This window comes from Streptomyces sp. NPDC058221 (genome assembly GCF_042882365.1).
In the GTDB taxonomy this organism is placed as follows: Bacteria; Actinomycetota; Actinomycetes; order Streptomycetales; family Streptomycetaceae; genus Streptomyces.
On sequence record NZ_JBHVWF010000027.1, the window covers coordinates 34782 to 58818 of the forward strand.

The 24037-nt window shown below is 69.9% G+C and carries 23 protein-coding genes and 1 pseudogene; 11 read left to right on the top strand and 13 right to left on the bottom strand.

The features are described 5' to 3' along the window. Positions 1-82 precede the first annotated feature (82 nt). A complete protein-coding gene (locus ACFVW8_RS12005) occupies positions 83-871 on the top strand; it encodes an SDR family oxidoreductase (RefSeq protein ID WP_389688726.1) in 789 nt (262 codons plus the stop codon). Positions 872-941: 70 nt separating this feature from the next. On the opposite strand, the gene ACFVW8_RS12010 is transcribed toward ACFVW8_RS12005, so the two are convergent. Further along, positions 942-1838 carry a LysR family transcriptional regulator gene (locus tag ACFVW8_RS12010; protein ID WP_389688727.1) on the bottom strand — a complete coding sequence of 299 codons (897 nt, stop codon included), beginning with the start codon at positions 1836-1838 and terminating at the stop codon, positions 942-944. A gap of 187 nt (positions 1839-2025) precedes the next feature. Between ACFVW8_RS12010 and ACFVW8_RS12015 the strand changes: the two genes are divergently transcribed. Then, positions 2026-6525: an Hsp70 family protein gene (locus ACFVW8_RS12015; protein WP_389688729.1), complete on the top strand. Its 4500-nt coding sequence runs from the start codon at positions 2026-2028 to the stop codon at positions 6523-6525. A 29-nt stretch (positions 6526-6554) separates the two neighbouring features. Here the strand turns inward: ACFVW8_RS12015 and ACFVW8_RS12020 are convergent, their stop codons facing one another. Next, the gene (locus ACFVW8_RS12020) at positions 6555-7262 is read right to left on the bottom strand and encodes a TetR/AcrR family transcriptional regulator (protein ID WP_389688731.1); all 708 of its coding nucleotides are present in this window, start codon (positions 7260-7262) and stop codon (positions 6555-6557) included. Between the two features lie 112 nt (positions 7263-7374). Here ACFVW8_RS12020 and ACFVW8_RS12025 point away from each other — a divergent pair, with 112 nt between their 5' ends. Next, the gene (locus ACFVW8_RS12025; RefSeq protein ID WP_389688733.1) at positions 7375-8838 is read left to right on the top strand and encodes an MFS transporter; all 1464 of its coding nucleotides are present in this window, start codon (positions 7375-7377) and stop codon (positions 8836-8838) included. Positions 8839-9278: 440 nt separating this feature from the next. On the opposite strand, the gene ACFVW8_RS12030 is transcribed toward ACFVW8_RS12025, so the two are convergent. From ACFVW8_RS12030 to ACFVW8_RS12040, 3 genes are all read right to left on the bottom strand, one after another. Beyond that, the gene (locus ACFVW8_RS12030) at positions 9279-9530 is read right to left on the bottom strand and encodes a helix-turn-helix domain-containing protein (protein ID WP_389688735.1); all 252 of its coding nucleotides are present in this window, start codon (positions 9528-9530) and stop codon (positions 9279-9281) included. Continuing rightward, on the bottom strand, positions 9530-10141 hold the full coding sequence (locus ACFVW8_RS12035) for a hypothetical protein (protein WP_389688737.1): 612 nt from the start codon (positions 10139-10141) through the stop codon (positions 9530-9532). Before ACFVW8_RS12035 ends, ACFVW8_RS12030 begins: the two co-directional genes overlap by 1 nt. Before the next feature lie 154 nt (positions 10142-10295). Then, positions 10296-11015 (bottom strand): hypothetical protein, encoded by a 720-nt coding sequence (locus tag ACFVW8_RS12040; protein ID WP_389688739.1) that lies wholly within the window; start codon positions 11013-11015, stop codon positions 10296-10298. A gap of 484 nt (positions 11016-11499) precedes the next feature. Between ACFVW8_RS12040 and ACFVW8_RS12045 the strand changes: the two are divergent. Beyond that, positions 11500-11742: pseudogene (locus tag ACFVW8_RS12045) on the top strand (tetracycline resistance MFS efflux pump); the annotation flags it as partial. Between the two features lie 243 nt (positions 11743-11985). After that, the gene (locus ACFVW8_RS12050) at positions 11986-12609 is read left to right on the top strand and encodes a hypothetical protein (RefSeq protein ID WP_389688741.1); all 624 of its coding nucleotides are present in this window, start codon (positions 11986-11988) and stop codon (positions 12607-12609) included. Between the two features lie 78 nt (positions 12610-12687). Here the strand turns inward: ACFVW8_RS12050 and ACFVW8_RS12055 are convergent, their stop codons facing one another. From ACFVW8_RS12055 to ACFVW8_RS12065, 3 genes are read right to left on the bottom strand one after another with little or no spacing between them, the layout of a single operon-like run. Further along, on the bottom strand, positions 12688-13305 hold the full coding sequence (locus ACFVW8_RS12055; protein ID WP_389688743.1) for a hypothetical protein: 618 nt from the start codon (positions 13303-13305) through the stop codon (positions 12688-12690). After that, positions 13302-13487 (bottom strand): DUF397 domain-containing protein, encoded by a 186-nt coding sequence (locus tag ACFVW8_RS12060; protein WP_389688745.1) that lies wholly within the window; start codon positions 13485-13487, stop codon positions 13302-13304. The genes ACFVW8_RS12055 and ACFVW8_RS12060 overlap by 4 nt, the downstream gene beginning before the upstream one ends. Beyond that, a complete protein-coding gene (locus ACFVW8_RS12065; protein ID WP_389688792.1) occupies positions 13484-14260 on the bottom strand; it encodes a helix-turn-helix domain-containing protein in 777 nt (258 codons plus the stop codon). Before ACFVW8_RS12065 ends, ACFVW8_RS12060 begins: the two co-directional genes overlap by 4 nt. A gap of 145 nt (positions 14261-14405) precedes the next feature. On the opposite strand from ACFVW8_RS12065, the gene ACFVW8_RS12070 reads away from it, so the two are divergent. The 4 genes from ACFVW8_RS12070 (at position 14406) to ACFVW8_RS12085 (ending at position 17460) form a co-directional block, all read left to right on the top strand. Beyond that, entirely contained in the window at positions 14406-14804 is a 399-nt protein-coding gene (locus ACFVW8_RS12070) for a hypothetical protein (protein WP_389688747.1), read from the top strand. 106 nt (positions 14805-14910) lie between these two features. Beyond that, positions 14911-16026, top strand: a complete 1116-nt coding sequence (locus ACFVW8_RS12075; RefSeq protein ID WP_389688749.1) for a hypothetical protein — start codon at positions 14911-14913, stop codon at positions 16024-16026. Between the two features lie 113 nt (positions 16027-16139). Then, positions 16140-16784: a TetR/AcrR family transcriptional regulator gene (locus ACFVW8_RS12080; RefSeq protein WP_389688794.1), complete on the top strand. Its 645-nt coding sequence runs from the start codon at positions 16140-16142 to the stop codon at positions 16782-16784. Between the two features lie 43 nt (positions 16785-16827). Then, on the top strand, positions 16828-17460 hold the full coding sequence (locus ACFVW8_RS12085) for a helix-turn-helix domain-containing protein (protein ID WP_389688751.1): 633 nt from the start codon (positions 16828-16830) through the stop codon (positions 17458-17460). Here the strand turns inward: ACFVW8_RS12085 and ACFVW8_RS12090 are convergent. Beyond that, entirely contained in the window at positions 17396-18217 is an 822-nt protein-coding gene (locus tag ACFVW8_RS12090; RefSeq protein ID WP_389688753.1) for a GDSL-type esterase/lipase family protein, read from the bottom strand. The two genes, ACFVW8_RS12085 and ACFVW8_RS12090, sit on opposite strands and share 65 nt — an antisense overlap. On the opposite strand from ACFVW8_RS12090, the gene ACFVW8_RS12095 reads away from it, so the two are divergent. Next, complete coding sequence (locus tag ACFVW8_RS12095; RefSeq protein ID WP_389688755.1) at positions 18216-19208, top strand: WD40 repeat domain-containing protein; 993 nt, start codon at positions 18216-18218, stop codon at positions 19206-19208. The genes ACFVW8_RS12090 and ACFVW8_RS12095 overlap by 2 nt on opposite strands. Before the next feature lie 50 nt (positions 19209-19258). On the opposite strand, the gene ACFVW8_RS12100 is transcribed toward ACFVW8_RS12095, so the two are convergent. Further along, a complete protein-coding gene (locus ACFVW8_RS12100) occupies positions 19259-19654 on the bottom strand; it encodes a PPOX class F420-dependent oxidoreductase (protein ID WP_389688757.1) in 396 nt (131 codons plus the stop codon). A gap of 111 nt (positions 19655-19765) precedes the next feature. On the opposite strand from ACFVW8_RS12100, the gene ACFVW8_RS12105 reads away from it, so the two are divergent. Next, positions 19766-20299 carry a GNAT family N-acetyltransferase gene (locus tag ACFVW8_RS12105; protein ID WP_389688759.1) on the top strand — a complete coding sequence of 178 codons (534 nt, stop codon included), beginning with the start codon at positions 19766-19768 and terminating at the stop codon, positions 20297-20299. Between the two features lie 11 nt (positions 20300-20310). On the opposite strand, the gene ACFVW8_RS12110 is transcribed toward ACFVW8_RS12105, so the two are convergent. From ACFVW8_RS12110 to ACFVW8_RS12120, 3 genes are all read right to left on the bottom strand, one after another. Continuing rightward, positions 20311-20937: a Uma2 family endonuclease gene (locus ACFVW8_RS12110; protein WP_389688761.1), complete on the bottom strand. Its 627-nt coding sequence runs from the start codon at positions 20935-20937 to the stop codon at positions 20311-20313. Between the two features lie 157 nt (positions 20938-21094). Beyond that, entirely contained in the window at positions 21095-22213 is a 1119-nt protein-coding gene (gene serC, locus ACFVW8_RS12115) for a phosphoserine transaminase (RefSeq protein WP_389688763.1), read from the bottom strand. Between the two features lie 348 nt (positions 22214-22561). Beyond that, complete coding sequence (locus tag ACFVW8_RS12120; RefSeq protein ID WP_389688765.1) at positions 22562-23860, bottom strand: helix-turn-helix domain-containing protein; 1299 nt, start codon at positions 23858-23860, stop codon at positions 22562-22564. Between the last annotated feature and the right edge of the window lie 177 nt (positions 23861-24037).

Here is a 24037-nt window from a genome sequence, read left to right on the forward strand (position 1 = left end):
TGTGAAACACGGCTCGGCGAGGCGCTCACATGAATTCCTTTTCTGCCGGGCGGACAATGACGTGATCGAGAGGATCAGTGGCATGACCACGAACGGAAACGGATCGGGAACGCAGGATCTCGCAGGAAAGCGGGCACTGGTCACGGGCGGCACCCGTGGGATCGGGGCGGCCATCGTGCGCCAGCTCCTGGACGCGGGCGCCGAGGTGCTCACGACCGCCAGGTCGGCGGCCGGCACCGTGCCGGACGGGGCGTCCTTCGTCCAGGCCGACGTACGGACACCGGCCGGGGCGCAGGCGCTCGCCGCAGCCGCGCAGGAGCGGCTCGGCGGAGTGGACATCCTGGTCCACAACGCGGGCGGGGCGACCCCGCACGCGGGCGTCCTGGACATCTCCGACGAGGAGTGGCAGGACGCGCTCGACCTGAACTTCCTTGCGGCGGTACGGCTGGACGCACTGCTCACCCCGGGGATGCGGGAGCGGGGTTCGGGGGCGATCGTGCACGTGTCGTCGGCCGCGGTCCTCACCCCGGTGGGAACGTTCCTGCACTACGTGGCGGCCAAGGCGGCGCTGGAGACGTACGGCAAGGGACTGGCCCTGGAGCTGGCCCCGTTCGGGATCCGGGTGAACACCGTGTCTCCCGGCAGGACCACCACTCCCGGCGGCGAGCGGACGCGGGAGCAGTGGGCGGAGGTGTCCGCGAGCACGGGCGGCGCGCCGGCCCAGACCAACGCCGACGACACCACGCCGCTGGGGCGCGACGGACGGCCCGAGGACATCGCCGACGCGGTGCTGTTCCTCCTGTCCGACCGGGCGAGCTGGCTGACGGCGAGCAACCTCATCGTGGACGGCGGTGAATTCCCCAGGGGGTGACGCCGATGGAATTCCCGAATTCGAATTCCGGAGAAATGCGTGTCCGAATTCCAAGGAGCGGAACTCGGGTTCAGGATGCCGCCGAGAAGGCAACGGGTTCGGACCAGCTCTCCTGGCGGAGAAGGTCGAGCAGGGCCGTCTCCGCCGGGCCCGGGGCATGCCGGAGCACGGCGATGACGGGCTGGGGCACGACCGGGGACACCGGGCGCGCGAGGTGCGCGTGGTCGTGCGGTACCGCGGACGCCGGCACGAGCGTCACCCCGAGACCGAGGGCGGCCCACCGCACGGCCGTCGCCGTCTGGGAGACGCGGGCGGCCGTGGTCGGGGTCAGGTCATTGCTCCGCAGCACGTTCACCAGCACGCCGTCGAGCGCGCTGTCGCGGTCGAACCTCACCCACGGCTCCCCCTCCAGCTCGCGCAGCTCGACCCGGTCCGCGGCGAGCAGCCGGTGACCGGCGCCCAGCACGACGACGAACTCCTCGTCGCCGAGATGGTGGGCGTCGGCCGGGCTCCGCTCGCAGGCCGCCATCAGGGCGAGGTCCAGCACACCCCGGCGGCACAGCCGCTCCAGCTCGGCGGAGCTCGGCTCCTCGAAGACGGTGACCTCCAGCCGGGGGAAGCGGCGCCGCAGCGCGCCGAGCGAGCCCGGCAGCTGCCTCGCGCCGAAGCCCATCTGCGCCGCGACCACCAGCTCGCCCGCCACATCATCGGCACCGGCCTGCGCCGTCGCCCTCGCCCGGCGCGAGGCCGTCACCGCGACCTCCGCCTCCCGTAGGAACGCGCGGCCCACCACGGTGGGCACGAGACCGGTCGGTGTGCGGGCGAACAACTGCACGCCGAGCTCCCGCTCCAGGCCGCGGATCTGCTGGGACACCGAGGGCTGAGCCACGCGCAGCAGCTCCGCCGCCGCCGTCACCGAGCCCTCCTCGGCAACGGCCAGGGCGTACTCGTACTGGCGAAGGCTCACAGGCTCCCGCTCCCTCCCGGGGACGGACGCGGTCCGCCCCGTTGTCATCGCTGCAGTCAGGAGTACAACGCGGCAGGCTGCGCGTTTACTCCAACGCTCCACACGGGCCCGCGGGCGCGCCCTCTAGCATGGACGGCGACGGCAGCGGGTTCTCGCTGTTCATCCGCAACTCAGGGGGAGCTTGCGCATGACACCACTCGGTCGGCTGGGCATGGGACCGCAGCAGCGGTTGAAGCGGGCGGTGAATCGCCTGAGGACGGCCTTCGACGCCTCGCCGCCGTTGACCGGGAAGGAGTCGGAGCGGGCAGCCCGCGACTACGGTGCCGCGCTGCGCCTGGCCGTCGAGCAGGAACCACCCCTGGCCGCCCACCTGTTGCGCGACTACGACTCCCGCATACCGTCCGACCACTACCCGTTGGCCTTCGGGCCCAAGGACGCGACGTGGCTGGCCGGTCTGGCCGAGCGGGACGACCGCCATGTGCTGACCGTCGCGTTCGAGCTGGGCGTCCGGCTGCGGCTCGACGAGGTCCGGAGCCGGGCGCGCGACCGCATGGCCGATCTGCTCGGCCGTGAGCGCGATGCCGACCGGCTCGTCTCGTACCTGCAACGCTGCAAGGACGTCGGGCTTCTCGACGCGGACACGGTGACCCGCGCGGTGCGGGGACATCTGGTGAACGTGGCGTTGAGCCGGGACACCCAGCTGTGGTCCGCGTTCTTCGACCAGCTGCCCGAGGCGCTGCTGCCCGAGCTGTGCGAGGTGCACTGCTTCCTCGGGCGTGGGGCGGACGCGGTCCGGCTCGCCGACACCAACGCGCTGCGCAGGCAGGCCCTGGACTGCTGTGCCCGTTCGCCCAGGCTCGATGACGTACGGGCCGGTCTCGGGCTGGCACACGGCCGGGCGGACACCGAGGCGGCGCAGAGGCTGGAGGAGCGCGCCGGTGATCTGCTCTTCGACGCGGGGGAATTCACGCAGGCGCTGACGTCCTTCGAGGCGGCGGGGCGGCCGGACCGGGCGAGCGAGTGCCTTGAGCGGCTCGGCCGGATCCACGATGCGCTGGACGCATGCCCGGCGGACCGGGCCGAGCGCGTGGGGCGGCTGGTCGGGCTGTGCCGCCCGGAGGTCGACGCGCTGGTCGAGCAGGGGGAGTTCACCGAAGCGGCCCGCACAGCAAAGGAGCTGACCGGCCATCTGGACCGGGCGGCACTGGACTCGGCGGAGCTGACCGCGACGCGGGCCGCTGTCGCGGCCGAGGGCAGGCAGCACTTCCGTTCGCTGCTCGCCCGGGCCGAGGCGCCGTCGGAACAGCAGGCGGTCCTCGCCCGGTGGAGCCGGTTCGAGGAGGAGTCGGGTGAACCGGCCCAGGCGGCCCGGCGTGCCGCGGAAGGCGGCGACCGCTACCGGGCCCACCGCCTCTACCGCAGTGCGGGGCGCTTCGGGGAGGCCGACCTCGTACTCAGGCACGACGAGACGCCCGAGGGACTCACGGCCCGCGCCGAAGCACGCGAGTCCGGAGGCGATCTGCTCGGCGCCGCACGCCTGTACGCGGACGCCGGGGAACAGGAGCCGGCGCTCGATCTGTTCATGCGGGCCGGCGCGTACGGCATGGCCGCCGACTCCCTGCTGCGATGGCACGGCGACCGGGCCATGGACGATCCACGGCTGGCCGAGTGCCTGCTCCGCTCCGGCCGCTTCGAGGAACTCGTCCGGCTGTACGCGCAAGCCGTCGAGAGCGGAGACCGGCGTGACGGGCTCGCCGACGAACTGCACGGTCTCCGGCACAACCCCGCTCTGCCGCCCTCGCTGGCACCCGGGATCGACCGCGCCCTGGACGCGCTCGACGGAACTGTGCGACGGCGCTTCGAGGAGCGGGCCCAGGCCTGGGTGGCGCAGGCCCGTGCCGAGACCGACCGACGGTACGCCGGGATCTGGGGGCTCGACCTCGGCACGACCACCTGCGCGGCCGCCGTCTACGACACCGAGGCCGGCAAGCTCGTGCTGTGCCCCTGGAAGGGCCGGACGCACTTCGCCTCGACGCTGAGCCTCGACCGGCAGGGCAACGAGCTGGTCGGCCTGGCCGACGAGGAGATCCTCGCGGACTGGGTGGTCGGCCACATCAGCGCCTCCAAGCGCGCCATGGGCACGCGGACCGTGTACCGGATCCGGGACCGCTCCTACCGCCCGGAGGAGGTGGCGGCCCGGCTGATCCGCCACGCACGCGGGCTCGTCGAGGGCTATCTCGCCACCCGCGTACGCGAACGGGTCGGCGAGCTGGCCCAGGCCGAGCTGGGCAGAGTGCGCGAGGACTGGCTGTCGTGGGCCGAGCGCCATCACGACCTGAGGCTGGACCGCCCGAGGGTCGTCCTGACCATTCCCGCCTACTTCCTCAACAACCAGAAGCACGCCACCCGCGACGCATGCCGGATCGCCGGGGTGGACGTGGTCCGGCTGATCCACGAACCGACCGCGGCCTGCATCACCGCCACACGCGAGCGGCGGCTCTCCGGCCGTGTGTGTGTCGTCGACCTCGGTGCGGGGACTCTCGACGCCTGCGTCGTCGAGGTGGAGGACAACGTCCACGACGTACATCAGGTGCTGGGGGACACGCACTACGGCGGCAAGGACTTCGATGCCTCCGTCAGCCGCGCCCTGGCCGAACGCCTGAAGCGACAAGGCATCGACGTACCGGAGAAGGGCGTGGCGCGCCGCCGCCTCGAAGTCGCCGCCGAGTACCTCAAGATCGGCCTGTCGTCGCAGGAGCACACCGACTACGCGCTGCACAGTTTCATCGAGGGCAAGGACGTGAACCTCGAACTCGGCCGCGCCGAACTGGCGGACATCCTCGAACAACCGCTCCGCACCCTGCGCCGGACCTGTGCCGAGTTCAAGGAGTCGCTCGACTCGCAGCCCGCGCACCTGGTGCTGGTGGGCGGACCGATGCTGTCGCCTTTGGTACGGGAGACGGTCGAGGAGGTCTTCGGCCGCAAGCGGACGGTGGTCGCGGATCCGCGCACCGCGGTGGCCTGCGGCGCCGCGCTCCAGGGCGCGGTCCTCGACGGCAGCCTGCGGGATCTCCTGCTGCTCGACGTCACCCCACTGCCCCTGGGCATCAGCGTCCTCGACGAGGAGCAGCAGCAGGTCCTGTCGACACTCATCCAGCGGAACATGACCATCCCCACAGTGGGCCGCGACGTGTTCACCACCACCAGGGACAACCAGTCCGCGGTGCGCATCGAGGTGTTCAACGGGCAACTCGACGCGAAATCACGGATCGGGCAGATCCTGCTGGAGGGCATCCCGCCGGCACCGGCGGGCGTCCCGAAGATCGAGGTGCAGTTCTCCATCGACGCGAGCTGCGTCCTGGAGGTGACCGCGCGGGACCAGGGCACCGGGCAGTCGAAGTCCATCCGGGTGACCGACAGCACGCTGCTGTCCCCGAACGAGGTCGACGACATGACCCACCGCCATGAGCTCCAGGCCGAGCTGGCGGACCTGCGCAAGCGACTGCGGTCCATGGCCGACGAGGCGGAGGCCGGCGACGGCGAGGTGGCGTGGCGGGAGCTGCGGCAGCGCCTCAGCGCCTACCGCCCCTCGCAGGCACCCACGGACCCGGAGACCCAGCGGATGCTCGGCGAGATCTTCAACGAGGCCAACGACAGGGAAGTCGAGCTGCTGCTCACCGAGGAGCCGCTGCGCGACCTCGCCGCCAAGGCACGCGAGTATCTGAACCGGACCATGGGGCCGGCAGGGGCGGAGCCCGGCAGCACACCGGACCAAGACCTGGCCGAGGCACGGCACTTGGCGGCCGAACTGGGCGGGCTCCTGGACCGGCTCCGTCCCCAGCTGGCGAGACTGACCGCGTGGAACGCGCTGCTGGTCCGACTGGCCACGGCCGAGCCGGATCCGCTGCGCCGCTTCCGAACCGCGCACGACTCGGGCGAATACGCACGCGCACTCGCGGCACTGAGCGGACTGAGCGCCCCGCTGGAGTCACCCGAAGACCTCCGCCGCCAGTTGCGCAGCCTGGCGGAGGTCGGTGACGCCGACGGCTACCGCGACGCACTGGCCGCGCACGCCGGCCGGCTGGGGGCGGTGCTGCTGGATCCGGAGCGCCCGGACCTCTTCCTGGAACGGTTCCGGTCCGCGCTCGTGACCGTCACCGGGCAGGCGGCCGGCAGCGGATTCCTGATCTCGGACCGGCTGGTCGTCACCAACCGGCACCTGCTCCCGGACGACGGGCGGGCGGAGGCCGGTGTGGAGGTCCGCGTGGAGGGCATGGGCACGCGAGCAGTGGAGCGGGTGTTCCTGCCGGACTCGCGCAGGAGCGATGTCGCGGTGCTGCGGCTGGCCGACCCGGTCGCCCCGGAGACGGCGGTACCACTGCGTCTCGGGCACGCGAAGCTCCTGGGCATCGGGGACCGGGTCTGGGCCGCCGGACCGCCCCCGCGTGACCTGCTGCACGGTGTCGTGGACAGGTTCGAGTCGTTTCCCGAGCAGGACCTGCGGCTGTTCAGGACGGGACTGCGGCTGCCGCCCCGGTGCAGCGGCGGACCGCTGCTGAACGACCTCGGCGAGGCAGTCGGCATCCTCACGATCGGCGAGGGCGGCGCCACCGGCGACGGACTCTTCGCGCTGACCGCCGACGCCCTCGCGCCCCTGCTGGACAGCGCCGGGTTCGACGGGGTGTGATCGCGGCCTGACGGAGCGTCTCCCCGGCCTCAGGCTCCGGCCTGAAGGCGGAGGCCCGCCAGAGTCAGCTCCAGTGCGGCGAGGAACTGCTCCTTGTCGTCGTGCCCGTCGAACTCGTCGACGATGTCGTGCACGAACGGAAAGTCCTCGGCGTCGAGCGCCCGCCACGCCTCGGCGTAGCGACCGAGGAACTCGTGCTGGGTCACGAGGCCGTCGAGTACCTCCTGGGGCGGCTCCTGCCCCAGGTCGGCGGCGCTGCCGACCACGACGCCCACGACCGCCGAGACGGCGTGGAACCGCTGCCGCGGCGTGAGGTCGAGCCGGAGTGTCTGCTGTCCCAGCTCCTCGTACAGGCGCAGCGAGTTGCCTTGGATGCCGATGTTCTGCATGAAGTTCGCACCCAGCCACGGCCGGTCCACGATCGCGTCGAACAGCGTGACCGCCATCCCGCGCAGGTCATCGATCGGGTCGCCGCTGTTCTTCTGCCGTTCGACAGCCGTCAGCACCCCGCCGAGCACGTGGTCGACGGCGCGGTCGAGCAGGTCGTCCTTGCCCGAGACGTACCAGTAGATGCTGCCGACGCCCGTGCCGAGCCGGGCGGCGAGGGCGCGGAGGGTCAGCGCCGGCGCGCCTGCCTCGTCGAGCAGGGCCACGGCCGCATTGAGGACGGCCTCGATGGAGTGCGAGGCGCGTTGGCGCCCTCGGGAAGGACGCTCGGCGGGTCGCGGGCCTGTCATGGTCCACATCCAATCACAACTTGCATCATTATCGAACTACGTTCTATGGTCGAACCTCGTTCTATTGTAGAACGTCGTTCGATAGTCGGCGGCGTTCCGAGAGGAGGCCGCCATGACCACCACCACCGCCCCCGAACCCACCGCGTCGCGCACCTATCCGTCCCTGCGCGCGGCATGGATACCCCTGGCCGCGCTCTGCCTGGCCTTCTTCGTCGAGATGGTCGACAACACGCTGCTCTCGATCGCGCTGCCCACGATCGGCCGGGACCTCGGCAGCGGCACGACCGCGTTGCAGTGGGTCACCGGCGCGTACTCGCTGACCTTCGGCGGCCTGCTGCTGACGGCAGGCTCGATGGCCGACCGGCTCGGGCGCCGACGCGTGCTGCTGGTAGGCCTGGCGGCGTTCGGCCTGCTGAGCCTGGGCGTCGCCGCGGTCTCCACCACCGGAGAGCTCATCACCCTGCGGGCCGGCCTCGGCATCGCCGCCGCGGCGATGGCCCCCATCACGAATTCGCTGGTCTTCCGGCTGTTCGACGACAAGGCGCTGCGGATGCGCGCCATGACCCTGATGATCACCGTGGGCATGTCCGGCTTCATCCTCGGCCCGCTGCTGGGCGGCACCGCCCTGGCCCATGTGCAGTGGCAGTGGCTCCTGCTCGTCAACGCCCCGATCGCCCTGATCGCCGCCATCGGCGTCCGTCTCGGCGTCCCGGCCGACCGGCCGCAGGACCTGACCCGCGACAGGCTCGACCTGCCCGGCGCCGCCCTGAGCGTCACCACCATCGGCCTCGCCTGCTACGCGATGACCAGCGGCGTCGAGCACGGCTGGCTCTCCGCGACCACCCTGGCATCGGTACTCGGCGCCGTCGCCGCAGGGATCGCGTTCGTATGGCACGAGCGCCGCAGCGCCTCGCCCATGCTGGACCTCCGCCTCTTCCGCAACGGCACCGTCCGCGGCGCCGCCATCGCGCAGATCGGCACGGCCATCGCGATGGCCGCCGTGATGTTCGGCCTGATCCTCCACTTCCAGTACGCCTACGGGTGGAGCCCCGTGCGGGCCGGCCTGGCGAACCTGCCGCTCATCGTGACCATGATCGCCGCAACCCCCCTCTCCGAGTGGCTCGCGGCGAAGTTCGGCCACCGCATCGCCTGCCTGGTCGGTGCGGCCTGCCTGGCCGGCTCACTGGCCGGACTGTCCTGGGGCGTCGACCACGGGTACGGCGTCATCGCGCTCTGCATGGTCGTGATGACCATCGGGCTGCGCACCGTCATGACGATCTGTGCCATCGCGCTCGTCGACGCGATGCCGGGCAACCGCACGTCGATCGGCACGGCTCTGAACGACACCGCCCAGGAGGTCGGCAGCAGTATCGGCACCGCCGTGGTCGGCACCCTGATCGCCGCGCTGGTCACCACGCAGCTGCCCGCAGGCACCTGGAGCGACTCCCTGGTGGCGTCGTTCTTCCACGGCGAGCGGATCACCTACGCCGTGCTGGCGGTCATCGTCGGCCTGATCTCGGCGGGCGGTGCGCTCACGCTCACCAACTCCCACTCCACGGAAGAGGCAGCCGACTGAGCGGCTCGCTCCGGGCATCACGCTCGTCGATGCGGGCCCGCCGGGCCACTGGCGGGATCTGCAACGCGAGCGGCTCCGGCTACATCGGCTTCGTCGGAGTCCCTGACGTCCGCTGCCCCGCCAAAGTTCTACCCGTCGTCTGCTGAGCGTGTCGTCTCCGGCTTCATGAGCCACCTGACCCCAATGATGGCTGCGGTGGTGATCAGGATGATCACCACGCCAATCGCGACTTTCGATCCGGAATCCATCGTTCCGTACATGTGAACTCCTCTGATTCGGATTAAGTGATGGCTCGTCAATCTCGGTATCCTGAGCCGGGGTTCGCGTAAGAATAAGGTTGTCTCCGCATGTCGCACGCCGCATGCATTGGGGTACCCCAACAACCTGGCGAGGTGCTGTGGCTGTCGTTGCGAGTCCGTCAGGTGTTACGGGGCAGCCGGTTACTCTTCGATGGTTTCGTTCTCGCCAACGCGAACCGTCAGGATGTCTCCGGGCTGGCACTCCAGCGCTTCGCAAATGCGTGTGAGCGTGCTGAAGCGAATGGCTTTGGCTCGGCCGTTCTTGAGGACGGAGAGGTTGACGTTGGTGACGCCTACTTGGGCAGCAAGATCGGCCAGGGTCATTCCACGCCTCTGGAGAAGTCGGTCGAGGTGGACGACAACGGCGTGGCCCTCGCTGCCCTCCGAGGCCATCAGACGAGACCTTCCAGGTCTTCTCGCATCTTGGAGCCGGAGCGGGTGATTCGGGCGAAGGTGAGGATGCCGAGGCCTGTAAGCACGGCCAGGTACGGAGGGTTCCAGACTTCGAGCCAGGAGACGCCGGTGAGATGGGCGTCCTGAGCCAGTGTTGCCAGCAGTGCGGTCTGCGCGATGGCGGCAATGACCTGTGCCACGACGCTGCCGACGAGCAGCCACCACCCCAGCAATCGCAGTCCCGCTGCCGTCTGCGGCGTGTGCACTCCCTCACGGGTGGCGCTGCGCAGCAGACGGTTGAGGAGGAAGAGCCCGCCGACAGACAGGATGAGTGACGCCAGGGAGCGGATGCCGACGAGGATGTGCTGCGTGTTTGTGGCGTTCTCTGCGCAGTAGCGCGGCACGGACCCGGCGGTGGCGCCCGGTTCAGGAACGAAGCCCCGTGCTGCTGACGAGCTGTTGGAGGTCCAGTCGGTGACGCAGATGTTGCCGTTGCCCCAGCCGTGGACCGTGGAAAGAATGAACGCGGCGATGAGGAGCGCCATGAGTAGGCGCAGGGCCACTGATGACACGGTGGAAATTGGTTCGAGCAGCTTCCGGTCCTGTGTCACAGCATCCACCCCGCCATATCGATTAACGATGTTATCGACAAACGATACATGACCTTGGCCTGCGAGGGAACCCTCCCTGTTCGCGCTGCCGGAGGTGGTGTGGGACGCGTGAATGCCGCCCGCACCACCCCCGACCTGAACGCGTGGTGCGGGTCTACTTCAGGTAGCCGCCCACGAAGCCGCGATAGTCACCCCACACGCGCTCGCGCGCCGACCAGGAGCCGAGGCCGCCGGTCCACGTTGCCGTCCAGACGGTCTCCGACTGGGCGTTGTCAGCGGGCGGAGAGGAGATCCACTCCTTGACTGCGCTGTTGGAGAACGAGGCGGCCGGCACGTAGTTGTAGTGAGTGGCGCTGCCCGGGTAGACCTTGGTCGTGTCCTTGCCCTTGACCTGGTAGTTCGTGCGAACGCTGACCTTGGTGACCTTGACGCCGAACACGGTGTCGTAGACGGTGTATGAGGCCCACATGTCCTTGGCGGCTGCGGCGGTCGCGAGCCCCTGGGGGCCGCTCTCGCTCACCCGCTCGATCACGACGTCGCCCCCGGCGCGAACGGTTCGCGCCGAGGCCGATGTCGGCGCCTCGCTGGCTGCCTCGGCGAATGCCTTGGTGGTCTCGGGATCGCCTATCAGGTCGAGGAAGCGGCTCTGATCGTCGGTCGAGAGAGCCTTGAACTGCTCGGCCGTCTCCCCTGCGCCGGTGTCCCCAGCTGCTGCCTTGCCATCCAGATAGGCGATGTAGGCGGCCGAGGATGCCGTGGCCGACGAGGGATCCGACGGCGCGGCACTGGCGGTACCGGGCAGCGCTGTGAGGGCCAGTGCCGAGAGGCCCAGGCTCAATGCCGCCACAGAACCCCTGCGAATCGTTGAACGCATAACGCTTATTCTCCCTATGTTGCGGTCGATTCCGAGATACGGAAATCGGGCAAAAGGAAGTGGCATGCGCGCCCCGTAGGTACGCGCAAACCCCCCGTCCCCCTGCTAGCGGTGCCGGTTGAATCCTTCAACCGTGCCCCGCATGCCGAAACAATGCGCCCTTCGTGTGCGCATGGTCAAAGGATGTTCACTAAGTTGAGCTTTTTTGAGACTGAGGAGCGGCAAATCCAGCAAAGCGGACGTGAATCGAGGGTAATTATCTTTTTGGAATGAGGGATTCCGTGAATATGGCGTCCGGCGGGCCAGCCGCGTTGAGTCCCTTTCACGGCCTCGGCTTGTGCATCGACTGCGCCGTGCCTACGGGCGGCAGCCAGCGCGCGCGGAGCCGGGGAGCGCGGGTGAGCGGCACGGCAGCCGTGCGAAGGGATCGGCAGCAAGGTGCCGTTGAGAATCGTGACAGTCAGTCGGCGCCCGGTCCGCAGGCGCTCTGAACGACACCGCCCAGGAGGTCGGCAGCAGTATCGGCACCGCCGTGGTCGGCACCCTGATCGCCGCGCTGGTCACCACGCAGCTGCCCGCAGGCACCTGGAGCGACTCCCTGGTGGCGTCGTTCTTCCACGGCGAGCGGATCACCTACGCCGTGCTGGCGGTCATCGTCGGCCTGATCTCGGCGGGCGGTGCGCTCACACTCACCAACTCCCACTCCACGGAAGAGGCAGCCGACTGAGCGGCTCCGGTGCGGTGCGCCGCTGACGCCCGGGCGCGAGACCTCCGACCGGACCGGACCGGGCCGGTCAGCCCGCCTCGGGTACGATCGCCCGAATCCGGGTTCGGCTTCCGCCGTTGGACGGCGCAGGCCGCCCGCTGCGAGGGCATGGGAGCCCGGGGCCAGGCCCACGGTGACGGCACTCGACAGCAACTGCGGAGTCTTCGTCGGCGCGGCCGTATCCGATCATCAGGGGGAGAGACCGTGCACCAGCCCGGCACACCGGACGACCTGGCCGAGCCCGAGCGCATGTGGGGGCACGCGGTTGCCCTGGCTCTCGCGTCCGCGGCCGGCCTGGACGGAAACGAGTACCACGTGGACGAGCACGGTGTGCTCTGCGAGACCGCCGGCGGCAGCTACTGGTGGCGCCTGCGCAGGTGCTCCGAAGGCCGCACCGTCCTCTACGGGCAGGACAGCGACGGCAGCCGCACGCACCTGGGCAAGACCCCCTTCCCCTACTTCGAGACGGCGCCCGACTGGCTCCCGTACGACGCGCTGAACGCACTCGCCGAAACCCGCGAACTGGGTTTCGTCTACTGGTGCGACACCAGCGGCTGGAGCCGCGCCCCCTACCCGCCGGGTCTGGTCGACGACGGCCTCTTCTGCGTCACCATGCTGGTCGCCGAGCGGGAGTACGGAGAGGAGATGGAGGAGTACGAGGAGCCGCTTGTGCTCCTGGACCGCGTACGCCGCCGCACGGTCGACGAGGACCTGATCGACGTTCTCCTCGACGCCGCGGACGAGGCCGGCGCCACGAGCGACCGCGCCACCCGCCGCGCGACGACGCTGTGCTACGCCGAACTGGCGGGCGTCGTCGGCGAGCCCTGACCCGCGGAGATCGCGGCGTTCGTCCGGGCGGTCTCCGACTGGGCGTTGTCAGCGGGGCGACGTGGTCGCGTGACGCGTTCACTTCCGGGCGGGGAAGGCCTCGTCGAGGGTGGGGACCGAGAGGTGGTCGGTCGTCAGGGCGTCCAGGACGTCGTCGAGGCGTAGGTAGCGCCCCTGCTGGACTGCCGGTGTGACCTTGCCGATCTTGCCGGCTTCCCGGAGGCGGAAGACGGTCCACGGCCGCGGGTAGGCGGTGTCCAGGGGTTCGCCCTTGCGCTTGATCTGACGCGTCTGCGCGGACGCGGCCCGTGTGCCGTCGATCTCCTGGTTGACCGTCTCCACCGCATCGACGCCGAAGACCAGGCCCGTGCCGCCCGGCCGGTACATCACGAGCATCTTGGGGCGGGCAAGCCCGACGTGCTTGCTGTCCAACGGGCATACGTACGCGTTGTGTTCGGCGAGATCGTCCATGGCCTGCTTGCTCGCGGGCACGATCACCGCATGCTCCTGGAGGGACCGGAACCAGCCGAGTGCGGCCTCTTCCTCCCAGATGAACTTGTTGCGGTTGCGGGCCACCGGATCGGCGGCCAGGCCTCTGGACGCCATGAGTTCGATACTGCGTGGCGGGCGCCCGACCAGGGCGCCGAAGTCGGCTCGGGTGATGACTTCGGGCAGGTCCTCGAACCAGCTGCTCATCGGGCTACCGCCGTGTTCTTGAGGAAGGCCGTCCAGGCGGCGGGGGAGAGGGTGAGGGCTGGCACGGTGAGGTCCTTGGAGTCGCGGATGTGGATGGAGCGGGGGCGGGCGGCGACCTCGACGCAGTTGCCGCCCTCCGGCCCGCTGTAGCTGCTCTTGAACCACTTGAGGTGGGTGCTCATAGGCTCTCTGCTGTTTGTTCAATCAGTTTCTGTGATTCTTCCGGCCCGAGAGCCTGGGTCCGCAGAATGCCATATCGGGCGAACAGGCGGCCCAGATGAGGCTGTTCACTGATAAGGAAGCTCTGGGTGTGGACCTCCAGGTACGCCGGCCTCCGCCGGTCATCGGTCTCCAGCAGGACGAAGGACCCGCTGAGCCCTCCGTGTGTCTCCCGCTGAGGTGGCATGACCTGCATGTGTACGTGGCGCAGCCGACTGACCTCAAGAATGTGGTGGAGCTGCGCTCGGTGTACATCCCGCCCACCGATCGGGCGAGCGAGTGGGCCGAGCTCCAGGATGAAACTGATGTCAGGCAACGGCTTGCGGGTCAGCATGCGCTGTCGTGCGAGACGGCCCGCGACCAAGGCCTCGATCTCGTCATCATCAAGGGGCGGGCAGGCGCCGTTGAACACGGCACGTGCATGCTCTTCCGTCTGCAGCAGTCCAGGCACGAGGTGGGACTCGTACTCGTACCGGGCCCTGGCCGTCGCTTCCTCCTCGGCGAACGGGCCGAACCAGGAAGCCACGCGGCTGGACGTCAACTCCTTGGCTGCGGCGATCAGAGCACCGTCGGCACCGAGCGCGGCGTCGGCCTGCGGGGTGAAGTCCCCTTTCGGCGGGCGCTCCCCCCGCTCCACCATCGCCACCTGCGACTTGGAGAAGCCGATCCGCAGCCCTAAGCCCTCCTGGGAGAGCCCGGCCCGTTCACGGTAGTGCCGCAACAGCGCCCCGAACATCCCGGCATTACCGCCCCCGCCTTTACTGGTGTGCACAGCCCACCCCCCGAAGTGCACAGCCGTGCACAGATGCCTTGTGTCCCTGGTCACGGTACGTGTGGGCGCCGACTCTTTCCGTATGGAACCGAAAACTTCACCTGACCCGGTGCCCTCCTGGATCCCCGCGAGCGGGCACGCCCTGCGCCATGCCGGGATTTACTTCGACGCCGTACGGATCATCGGGCTGCTGGGTGAGCAAGTGGCCTACGAAGTCATGCAGTTCACCGACTTCCAGGCCGGGCCCATCGTCCGTTCCCGTATCGGTGAGCGGAGTATGTACTTTCTGCTGCCGCCCGGCAGCGCTCGCACGTACCGATGGCCCGTCGGGGCCGAGGCGTTGGTCCGGGAAGAGGCGGCGTTCGTCGGGGTGCCCGCGCTGTACGGGCTGACGTATCCGCTCGACTGGCGATCCCTGCCCACCGCCGAAGTCCCGTTCGTGGACGCGGGACTGCTGTTCGAGCTGGTGAACGGTGTGGTGGCGGACGGTACACGTGCTGTACGGTGATCGCGTTATTACGCTCCGTGCGCATCCGCGCATAGGGCGGCCCCCGGTGGTGCTACCAACACCGAGCCGAGGGCCTTCACCCTTCGATGGCAGAGGCCCACCGAGAATGCTTTTTCATGCTATCCCGCCGTCCTACGGCTATGTGAAGGCGTCCCACGCCGTCATCCGTCATCCGCGTCTCGGCAATGACGCGAAAGTCTTGATCACCTACGTGCAGGGGCTGCCCCCGGGGCGTGCCGACCAGGCGTTGAGTGACCACGCCAAGCGGATCGGGATCACCGGGCGCGCCTACCAGAGGGCCAAGGAGCAGCTCAAAAAAGACGGGTTCGTCTTCGAGTGGCGGCGCCAAGGGGACGGAGGGTTGTGGGTGACCGATCAGGTCGTCAGCAACGTCCCGCTCTCCGCCGATGAGGCCCGGCGGTTCCGGGACGCGAGAGCGGAATCACCGCAGGTGGGACCGAGTAGTCACTATCCGGCCGTCGGTCATCCGGGTACTCGGTCGGCCGGTGGTTACCTACCTACGGATGAAGAACGTGAGAAGAACTCATCCCACCCACCCTCCAAGGCGGCCGAAGAATTCGAAGCGGCCGGAGAGGTCGAAACGGCCGAAGCGACCGAGGCAGCCGAAGTGGCCGCCGAGGTCGTAGAAGTCGCCGAGCGGCAAGCTCCTGACGCGCGTCCCGATGCGGAACGCGATCCCGAAGTCGTCGAGGCCGAACACGTGTTGCTCTCGCTGCGGCACGCCAGCCCCCAACTGCACCTCGGTGTCCGCGAGGCCCGCAGTCTCGCCGAGGCCGCTGCCGACTGGCTGCGGCGCGGTGTGCAGGCCGCGGAGCTGCGGCTGGCGCTGGTCAGTGAGTTGCCGTCGAGCGGGGTGCGGTCGGCTGTCGGCTTCCTGCGGTACCGGCTGCTGCAGAAGCTGCCGGAGCCGGTGCAGTCGGTGGAGCCGGTGGAGAGGGCCGCTGAGCCCGCTCCCGTCGTGCCCGCGCCCCGGCCGCCCATCACCTGCGAGGGGCGGGGGTGGGAACACGTCTTCCGGCCGCAGGGTGACGAGACGGTGTGCCCGCCGTGCGTGCGGGAGGCTGCCGAAAGGGCGCACTGGATCAAGTGGCCCGCCCACGCCCCCGTTCAGGACGAGGACTTCGAGGCGGACGAACCGCTGCCCTGGCGGGAACGGGTCGCGGCGATCCTCGCGGAGGATGCGGGCGGCGGCGTCGGCTGAAACGCATGCGTACGGCCGTTCGCTGGTGTGGCGGTTCCACCGTCCGTGCGGTGGAGCGAGGAGAGTGGGCCCGGGGGGCCTGGACGGACTGAGGAGGACCGGTGAGGGACGCCATGGTTGACCGGTGGGACGGAGTTCGGGCGACGAGGGACCCGGTGCGGTGTCGTGAGCAACTGATGGCTGCCGGGCGCACCTTGTTCGCCGTGTACGGCTACGCACATACCTCGGTCGAGGATCTCTGCGCGGCAGCCCACCTGCACGTACGTGATTTCTACCGCGAGTTCCCCTCACGTGAGGCACTGCTCGTCGACCTGTACGACGAGGTGGCGATGGGCGGGATGCGTGCCGCGGAGATCGAGCTCTCGGCCGAGGGTATGGAGACCTGTTCGACGGAGGAGCGGGTCCGCAGGCTCTTCGACGCCTATGTGCGGGTGGTCACGAGGGACCCGCAGGCGGCGAGGGTGGCGTTCGTCGAGGTGCTCGGGGTGAGCAGGGCGATGGACGAGCACCTGGCGGCGTGGCGGTCGGTGTGGGTCGAGTTCCTGACCCGCGAGGCCGAGCGCGCGGCGGAGCGGGGTCATGGTGCCGACGGTGACCTCACGGTCGTCGTGCAGGTGCTGACGCACTCCGTGGACGAGCTCCTCGCCCATCACGGGCGCCGCCCGCGCCAGGTGCCGTCCGACTGGCTGACCAGCGAACTGACCCGGATGTCGCTCGCCATGATCGGGCCGGGTGCCCGCCCCGGGAGCGCAGCCTGACAAACCCGCTTGCCGGTCCGGCAAGCGGAGGCATCATGGAGTCATGGCATCGGATGAGGTCGGGGCGGAAGAGGGCGGTGGCGCGGCGGACGACGAGTTCTCGTCCGTCCTGACGGGCGTCGGGCCGCGACTGCGCGCGCTGCGGACCGAGCGCGGCACGACACTGGCCCAGCTGAGCGAGACCACCGGGATCTCGCTCAGCACGTTGTCCCGGCTGGAGTCCGGCGGCCGCAAGCCCACCCTGGAGCTGTTGCTCCCGCTGGCGAAGGCGTACGGGGTGCAGCTGGACGAGCTCGTCGGGGCGCCGGACACGGGTGACCCGAGGGTCACGTTCCGGCCGTTCAGCCGGCACGGCATGACGTTCGTACCGCTGACCCGGCACATCGGCGGGGTGAACGCGTACAAGCAGGTCATGCCGGGCCTGACGGGTCCGCCCGGGCCGGTCGAGCAGCGGGTGCACGAGGGCTACGAGTGGCTGTACGTGCTCTCGGGGCGGCTGCGGCTGGTGCTGGGTGAGCACGATCTCGTGCTGTCGTCCGGGGAGGTGGCCGAGTTCGACACACGTACACCGCACTGGTGGGGCAACGTCGGGCCGGAACCGGTGGAGTTCCTCAGCCTGTTCGGACCGCAGGGGGAGCGGATGCACGTACGGGCGAAGCCGACGGCGAAGCCGTGACGGCGGGCCGGTCAGGCGCCGGGACGTAAGCCCCGCCCAGCCCCCACGCCTGGTGCATCGCGTCGGCGAACGCCGCCGCGAGCCGGTGTTCGCCGGACGGACCGGGGTGTGTGCCGTCGTAGGTGTCCGTGTGGATGTCGTAGCCCGGCGGGTGCGAGGCCAGCAGGAGCGGGGACGTCGGTGCGTCGAGGTCGGCGACTGCCTTGGCGAGGAGCTCGTTGAAGCGGGCGCACTCGGCGGCGAAGGGGGCGTCGGACTCGGCCCGGATGTTCGGTATGACGGGCAGCAGCACGCACTTGATGTGCGGGTTCGCCGCGCGGGCCGCGGCCAGGAACGTGCGGGCGTTCAGGGCGGTCTGCCCGCTGTCCGTGTAGAAGCCGAGGTCTATCAGGCCCAGCGAGACGAGCAGGATGTCCGGGCGGTGCGCGGCGACCGTCTCCGCGATCACCGGGGCCATGTGCAGCCAGCCCTCGCCCCAGCCGGCCAGGTGCGTGCGGGCGGCAGAGGGGAAGTCCTCGGCTGCGTACACGGACGAGACCGGGGTGCCCGTGACCGGGTCGTGCAGCTCGGTGCGCGGGCCTACGATCGCGCACGGGCCGTCGAGGGCCGCTTCGAGGTGCTGCCACATGCGGTAGCGCCAGGTGAAGTCGCCGGCGCGTCCGATGGTCATGGAATCGCCGACGAACATGAAACGCATGGCGCCATCATGGCCGATCATGGCTCCGGCCTGCGACGTGACGATGGACACTTGTGCCATGCGTTCGTATCGACTGACTGCCCTCGGCGCCGCCGCGCTCCTGTCCCTCGCGGCGGCTGCGCCTGCCGTGGCCGATGACGGCGGGGCCGACCAGAGCTTCACGATCGAGGACCCGCGGATCACCGAGTCCAGCGGACTGGCCGCCAGCCGCGCCCACCCCGGGGTCTACTGGACGCACAACGACAGCGACGAGGGGCCGTACGTCTACGCCGTCGACTCCCGGACCGGGAAGACCGTCGCGACGATCACCATGAAGGGCGTCGGGGCGCCGCGCGACGTGGAGGCGATCTCGCTGGGGCCGGACGGGAATCTGTACGTCGGGGACATCGGTGACAACCTCGACGGCAGCTGGGACCACGTCTGGATCTACCGCTTCCCCGAGCCGAAGGAGCTGCGGAACGCGACGGTCCGGGCGACACAGTTCGACGTGAAGTACGCGGACGGCCCGCGCAACGCGGAGGCGCTGATGGTCCACCCGAAGACGGGACGCGTCTACATCGCCTCGAAGAAGGACGGCGGCAGCGGGCTCTACGAAGGTCCGGCGAAGCTGACGACGGGCGGGGACAACGTCTTCCGGCGGGTCGGTGAGGTGCCGTGGGTGACGGACGGGGCGTTCTCGCCGGACGGCACGGAGCTGGTGCTGCGCTCGTACTTCAGCGCGCGCGGCTACGCGTTCAAAAACGGCAGGCTGGGCAAGGACTACCCGGTCGAGTCCCCGCTGCTGGGGCAGGCCGAGTCGGTGACGTACACGGCGGACGGGTCGGCGCTGATGTACGGCTCCGAGGGCGAGCAGAGCGATGTGGTGCGGGTGGACCTGAAGAACGGCGGCGGTTCGGGCGGTTCCGGCGGGAAGTCTTCGTCGTCCGCCGGTGCGGGTGGGGGAGGGGGCGGGGACGGTGTGCCGGTGAAGGGCACCACGGCGACCGGGGTGGGTGTGCTGGTCGTGATCGGGCTGGTGCTGTTCCTGGGCAGGCGCCGCAAGAAGGCCTGAGTACTACGGTCCTGAGCCCTGCGCGTTCTGAGTTCTACGCGTCCTGAGTTCTACGTTTCGAGCGGGCGGACCTCGTAGTGCAGGGTCTTGTCGCGCTTGATCCGGTGCGCGAGCGGGACGAGTACGCCCTGCACGATCGGATGCTTGCGCGACATCATCCGGGCGGCGTGCGTGTTCTCCTTCGAGCCCGCCTGGAGGAGGCGTGCGTGCGCGGTGATCTGCGGGCCCGTCGGTCTGCCGCGCACCGTGCAGGGGCCGATCATCACCACGGGGTGGTTGCGCATCCGTTCCACCTTCCAGGCGGAGGAGAACGTACGGATGTAGGCGTGATCGCCTTCGACGGCGATGTTGACGGGGGTGTCGGCATGCGTTCCGTCCTGCCGCCGCGTGCTGAGGAGGACGGCGTACTGCTTCACGAAGGGCTTGAGCTGAGGAATCGTGTCCATACCATCCATGATCCGCAGGCCCGGCGCCCTGTCATCCCCGTGAGCGCTGCCGAACGGGCGTTTCACAGCCCCGCGACCGCGCACCGGGCCCCGGCGGAGGATCATCGGCCCATGACGACGAACGACGGGCCCGCGCCCTTTTCCACGGCCCGCCTGGATGCCCTGCCCCTGCGGGTGGCGTACGCCGACGAGATGGCGGCCGTACTCGCCGACCCGGCCCTGCACACCTTCACCGGTGGCGCCCCGCAGGACGCGGATGCCCTGCGCGCCCGCTACGAGCGGCAGACCGCCGGATCCCCGGAACCGGACGAGCGGTGGTGGAACTGGGTCCTCAGGGTGCGCGACGAGGACCGCCTCGCCGGCTATGTGCAGGCGACGGTGGACACGGCCGGTGCGCGGGCCGAGATCGCCTGGGTGATCGGGACCGGGTGGCAGGGCCGCGGCTACGCGAAGGAGGCGGCGGCGGGCCTGGTGGCGCACCTGCTGTCCGGGGACGGGGACGGCGGAGCCGTCGTCCGTACGGTCGTCGCCCACATCCACCCGGACCATGCCGCGTCCGCCGCGGTGGCCGCGTCGCTCGGGCTGGTGCGGACGGGGGAGTGGGAGGACGGGGAGGAGCGGTGGAGGCGGCGGAGCGAGCGGTGAGGGCTGTGTCCTCAATCGCCGGACGGGCTTGATTTCGGGCGGCCGGCGGCCAGCAGGTCCGCCACGTCGAGATGGACGTCGGCGCCGATCGACTCCGGAAGCGGCGCGTCCTGGCCGGGGGCGTACACCTCGTGGCGGTCGTACGTGCCGCCGATGGGCTCCGTCAGGACGTGGACCCGGCCGTGCTTGCGGTCGACGATCACGTAGACCGGGATCTTGGCGTCGGCGTACGCGGTGACCTTGTTGCGCAGGTCGTTCTTGTAGTTGCCGGAGGTGACCTCCAGCACGAGGCGGAACACGGCCGGGTCGTAGCAGTTGCTCTCGATCAGGTGCTCGTCGAGATCGGCGTCGACGACGGCCAGATCGGGGATGGCGTAGTCCTCGGGTCCGCCCGGCAGCCAGAGGCCGATGCCCTGGAGGACTTTCGACTCCTCGCCGTGCAGGCCTGCGGCGAGGAACGGGATCATGAGTGTGGTCAGCGCGTTCGCGTGCGGGCCGTCCGGGGGTGGGGCCACGGTGATGACGCCTCCGATGATCTCGACGCGGTATCCCGGAAGCCGTTCGGCGAGCTCGTTGGCTGTTTCGAGCAGCGGTTCCGGTTGACCGTCACAGAAGTGCTCGGCTGCTGCTGCAGACATTGCGGGCCTCCTGGAATGGCTGGTGTCGAGAGCATCATCGTAGGACGGCGCGGACGAATGCGGCGGGCGGGCGCCCTGTCACCCCGCGGGGTGAAGCAGAAACGGCCCTGCGCACACATGGGCGTGTGCGCAGGGCCGCTTCTCAGGTACGTGGGCGTTACAGCTTCTCGATCACGTAGTCGATGCACGCCGTCAGCGCCTGGACGTCCGACGGGTCGATCGCCGGGTACATCGCCACGCGCAGCTGGTTGCGGCCCAGCTTGCGGTACGGCTCCGTGTCGACGATGCCGTTGGCGCGCAGCACCTTGGCGACCGCGGCGGCGTCGATCTCGTCCGCGAAGTCGATCGTGCCGATGACCTGCGAGCGCTTGGCGGCGTCGGTGACGAACGGGGTGGCGTACTTGGACTCCTCGGCCCAGCCGTACAGGTGGCCGGAGGAGGCGGCCGTGCGGCCGGTGGTGAAGTCCAGGCCGCCCTGGGTGTTCATCCAGGTCAGCTGCTCGTTCATCAGGAACAGCGTGGAGAGCGCCGGGGTGTTGTACGTCTGGTTCTTGAGGGAGTTGTCGATCGCTGTGGGCAGCGAGAAGAACTCCGGTACGTGCCGGCCGGAGGCGGGGATGCGGGCCGCGCGCTCCAGGGCGGCGGGGGAGAAGATGCCGATCCAGAGGCCGCCGTCGGAGGCGAAGGACTTCTGCGGGGCGAAGTAGTAGACGTCCGTCTCGGCGATGTCGACCGGGAGGCCGCCCGCGCCGGAGGTGGCGTCCACCACGACGAGCGAGCCCGCGTCGGCGCCCGCGACGCGCTTGATGGGCGCGGCGACACCGGTCGAGGTCTCGTTGTGGGTGAAGGCGTAGACGTCGACGCCCGCCTCGGCCTTCGGGTCCGGGTGGGTGCCCGGGTCGGAGGCGATGACGGTCGGGTCGGCCAGCCACGGGGCGAGCTTGGCGGCCTTCGCGAACTTCGAGGAGAACTCACCGAAGTTCAGGTGCTGGGACTTCGACTCGATCAGACCGTGCGTCGCGATGTCCCAGAAGGCGGTGGAGCCGCCGTTGCCCAGGATCACCTCGTAGCCCTCGGGGAGGGAGAAGAGGTCGCGCACGCCGTCACGTACCGCGCCGACCAGGTTCTTCACCGGAGCCTGGCGGTGGGACGTACCGAGGAGCGACGTTCCGGTGGCGGCCAGCGCGTCGAGCGCCTCCGTCCGCACCTTGGAAGGACCGGCGCCGAAGCGCCCGTCGGCGGGCTTGATGTCAGCGGGAATCTGGATGTCGGCCACGAGTGGGAGCGTAGTCGGTTGGTGGGGTGGCCAGGCGTCCTGTCCGTCGGGTGAGACGCCGTCGCTCTCACCAAGGCCCGCCGCCGCATCGAGCAGCTCCGCCCTGCCGCGCGCCACCACCCCCGGCCGGCGTGGCAGTCACCTCACGGGCCAGCCCGGCGCCACCGCTGACCAAGTGCACATCACCGCGACCGGAGGACAGGTCACCGCCGCAGGAACACACCGCTCCACCTGATCACCGTGAGCGGCTGTTCACCCGTGGGACAGCGCCCCTCGCGCCCCGCCCCCGCGGAGCCCCTGGGAGCGGGGCGCACCCGCGCCTCATGGGATCGGTCGGCGGCCACCGGGTCAGGCAGCCAACGCACCGGTACGGACAGCGAACTCACGGAGTCCCTGCACCCGGGACGGCGCATACAGCAGGTCCGACGTCAGCGCGCGCAGGGCGGGACGGCGGACCTCCTGCGGCGCTTCTTGCTCGACGTGGCGCAGCGCAGCGAATGTCTTCGCCCCATCGCCCAGGGCGTGGTGCATCCGGGCAACGTCGGTCCACGCGCGGGCCCTGCGTTCCGGCGACACCATGTAGCCGATGTTCAGCCCGGCCGCGACCTTCAAGCCCTCGTCCGGGGTGCCCAGTACGTTGAGTGCACCGATGCGGTAGACGTCGACCTGAGCCCGGGTGGCCTCGACGGTGAACAGGCCCGCAACATCGGGAAGCCGCTCCACGTCCTCCTCCGCCTCATCGAGCAGGGCCAGTGCCGTAGACCGGTCGCCGCCTGTCGCTGCGGAGTACGCGGCAGTGAGGAGCAGTGTCGTCCGTACGGCCGCAGTGCGCTGTTCAGCGGCGTCCAGCTCCGCGGCCTCACGGGTCAGGAAGTGGACGGCCGCCGAGCATCGGCCGGAGCGGCGCATCGTGATCGCCAGGACCCGGGAAGCTTCGCCGACCGGAATCGGTGACCCGCTGTCCCGGGCCGCTGAGAGCGCCCGGTCAGCGGCGACCCAAGCAGCGTCGGAATGCTGCTTCGACGCCAGCTCGGCCGTCAGCACGTAGGCCCTGGCCAGGACAGCGGAGGCCTGCTGCCGTGCCTGCCCGGTGGCGACGTCACGAGTCGCCGCGGCCGTGGCCAGGAGACTGGGCAGCGCGCGGCCGAGATCGGTGTAGTGGGCGGCCCGGAACGCCTTGCGGGCCGCAGCCGTCCGGGCGGTCAGCATCGGCAACCCCGCCGGCTCGGCATCCGGCAGACGGAACAGAGCATCCTCCAGCCCGGCCGCCGGATCCCCAGGCGGCGTCGCGGCGGACGCCGTGCCCGTGCCCACGATGGCCGTCGCGGTGGTGGCAATCGCACCGGTCAGTAGTTTCCTGCGACGCACCGCATCCTCCTCGTCAGACGGGCCCACGACCGTCACCGTAGCGACTGACGCTTCGTCCGGGACAGCGGAACCGCCCATCCGCTCGGGTGGGATGCCCAGCACCTCGCACATGCGTAGCAGCGCGGAGGGCTCCGGTCTCAGCTTGTTGGCCTCGATTCGTGAGATCGCCGAGGCCGAGTAGCCGCATGTCGCACCTAACCGCATCTGCGTGATCCGCGCAGTCGCTCGGGCGCCGCGAATGATGGCTCCGATGTCGACGCGCTCGTGGGTCTGGCCCATAGGTACCTCCACCGACGGGACTAACGAACGTAGCGCCGGCGCCCGCCCGGCGACAGGGCGCACGGAGGCACACCGTGTGCGAGCCCCGCACAGCACGTGCGGATGAGCCCCCGACCCATCCCGCCCATGGCATCGGGGCCGGGATGGTGGCCTGGCAGACGGACGGCGAACCCAGCC